The 1,428-nt window shown below is 80.3% G+C and carries 1 pseudogene; it reads right to left on the reverse strand.

The annotated features are described in order from the left end of the window. Positions 1-1,428, reverse strand: a pseudogene (locus tag ACYVJ4_RS16190) (hypothetical protein); the annotation flags it as partial.

Raw genomic sequence — 1,428 nt, forward strand, 5'->3', positions numbered from 1 at the left:
CGCGTCGCCCCGCCCGTCGCGCGCCAGCAGCGAGCCGACCAGCGCCCGCCCGCGCGCCAGGTCCGCGTCGACCGCCAGCAGGGCCGTGCGCTCGTCGCCCGTCGCGGTGGCCAGCTCGGCCGCCAGCTCGGCGAGCACGTCGTCCTCGCCCAGGTCGACCAGCGTGCGCAGCAGCCGCAGCGTGTCGGGGGTCAGCGCGACGTCGACGTCGGCGAGCGACAGCGGCGTCCACGGCGTGCCGACGGTGACCACCGCGACGACTCCGGGCAGCCCGGCGGCCGCGTCGACGGCGGGACGTCCCGCGGCCGATCCCGCGACGACCACCACGGGATCGGACGACGCCAGGCCGCCGAACGCGCGCCGCAGCCGGGCCACCTGGGCCGCGTAGCCGCCGACCGCACCGTTGGCCGCCGCGGCCTTGCCCGCCAGCCGGACGACGGTGCGTCCGGCAGGTGCCGCCGCCGGCACGGCGAACGCCTCGAGCGGGGCGCTCGCCAGGGTCAGGTCGACGTCCAGCGCGGTGCCGCCGTCACCCGTCGGCGGCAGGACGTCGGGCTCGCCCTCGGCGACGACGCCCACCAGCACCAGCCGGGTCGGGGCGCCGCCGATCGCCTCCCACACCTCCGTCAGGGCCTCGGTGACGGCGGGGCCGTCGAGCCGCGCCTGGTGGTCGAGCTCGCTGGGCCGGTGGACCACCAGCCCGGCCGGCACGGCGTCGTCCGCGACGGCGACGACGCCGTCGGTGCCGGTCCAGCGCTGCACCAGCGCGTCCAGCCCGTCCTCCACCGGACCGCGCCCGGCCACGGCGTCGGCCAGCACCTCGTCGACCTCGGCGTCCATCGCCAGCCCGGCGGCCAGCACGTCGTGCGTCAGGCCCTCGTCGCCGGGCCGCCACCCCACCAGCTCCAGGGGGGCGCGGCTGCCGAACCGGTCCGGCGTCGGCAGCCCGAGCTGCAGCAGCAGCGACGGCAGGCCGCCCGACCACCCGGTCAGCGCCCGCAGGCGCAGCGCCGCGTCGGCGCCGACGTCCAGGCCGGGCAGCGGCAGGACCCAGGGCGCGCCGGGCACACCCACGCCCGAGCCCTGGACGCCGAGCAGCCGGGCCAGCTGGCCGACGAGCAGCGACGGCAGCGCCGCCGGGCCGGGGTCGACGCCGAGCAGCAGCCGCAGCCAGCGGCGCAGCTCGGCCGCGGGATCGGCGGCCAGCGCCGCCAGGGACAGGCGGGCCGCGCTGGGCCGGCCGGACGACGACCAGCCCAGCAGGTCGGTGGCCGTGGCGAGCACGGCTGTCAGGCCGTCCTGCGCGCCGGCGGCGAGCGCACGCCGACGGGCTGCCGCCTGGAGCACGGCCTGGGCGACGGCCTCGACCGCCTCCCACACCTCGGGCAGCCAGGCGGCGGCCGCGGGCGGCACCGCGGGCGGCAGGGC

This window comes from Angustibacter peucedani (genome assembly GCF_054779595.1).